Raw genomic sequence first — 1,002 nt, forward strand, 5'->3', positions numbered from 1 at the left:
ACTACACCTCTCTTATGAACAGAAAACTCTGTCCACAAAAGTGGTTACAGATCAGGCAAATTGGAGCGAGGAACGAGCGGAAATTTGATCCGCCTGCCGCCGCTTGTTATGTGCCCTACACGAATAGATCACCGTAGCCCCAAATAACCGTACCCGATATTGCCAGGACGACGCCTAAGTACTGTGCTACACGATACGGAAACTTATATCTTTGACTGAGCTCGGTCTGCGAACTCACGACGATCCCAGAGAGATTGATATGCTCATTAACCTTTGAAAGGTTGTACTCTGCCCAAACTCCAAAGAGCACACTTAATGCACCACTACGCTGAAACCAAATATCTGCAGCCTCTGACTCTGGACGCAGAAAAGAGTAATACGCTGCAACCGGCGCAAGAACACCCAGCACTATGAGAGGCACACAACTAAGCAGAGCTTTTAAAACCTCGTTTTCTTCCTCTTCCATCACCCCTCCTTAGGAAACATGGAATTCACATAACGCCTGCCTCAGCCGCCGAAGGTCGGCCTGGAGGCCCTTGTTAAGTTATTAGGCACTTGCATACCAGTGATGATAAAAATCTTCCTGGGCTACTTCTGCCAAAGAAGGAGGAATTATCAGCGTATGCTCATTATTGAAAAACAGCGCCAAGCAGCCTCTTCGATACTCAAATGACGTAAGTCGTACATGATCAAGAGGGCTCAAACCTTCACTCCATTCCTCGAATTCGCTTGTATCTCCGGGATACTCGCCGGAGCACATAACCGTTCCGGATGAGCTATTGAGGGTCCATGGAGGATCAATCCAAATGTATTCCCCCTTATCCGCAAACCTTAACTTAATCGAATTACAGGCCAGCGTCCTCTCGCAATCACGACCAACAAAGCCATTTATAATTTTTATATCTTCGTCGTGATCCATAGATAGACTCCAAACTTAACGCCCGAGTTAAGCCGACTTGCGTAGCGTAGCCGACAGCGTAGCAAGCTTTATCTGCCACGCTG

2 protein-coding genes are annotated in these 1,002 nt (G+C 47.5%); both read right to left on the reverse strand.

Features of this window, described 5'->3' with window-relative positions; genetic code table 11:
* Window positions 1–115 precede the first annotated feature (115 nt).
* Window positions 116–466, reverse strand: a complete 351-nt coding sequence (locus ACN0IC_RS15875; protein ID WP_039926567.1) for a hypothetical protein — start codon at window positions 464–466, stop codon at window positions 116–118.
* Between the two features lie 81 nt (window positions 467–547).
* Window positions 548–919, reverse strand: a complete 372-nt coding sequence (locus ACN0IC_RS15880) for a hypothetical protein (protein WP_156790387.1) — start codon at window positions 917–919, stop codon at window positions 548–550.
* Window positions 920–1,002: the final 83 nt, after the last annotated feature.

Source organism: Litorimonas sp. (assembly GCA_029936425.1).
Taxonomy (GTDB): domain Bacteria; phylum Pseudomonadota; class Alphaproteobacteria; order Caulobacterales; family Maricaulaceae; genus Litorimonas.

What these genes read in the sequence shown, in the direction of transcription:
- ACN0IC_RS15880 (WP_156790387.1), bottom strand. Translation starts at nt 919, where the DNA reads ATGGATCACGACGAAGATATAAAAATTATAAATGGCTTTGTTGGTCGT.
- ACN0IC_RS15875 (WP_039926567.1), bottom strand. Translation starts at nt 466, where the DNA reads ATGGAAGAGGAAGAAAACGAGGTTTTAAAAGCTCTGCTTAGTTGTGTG.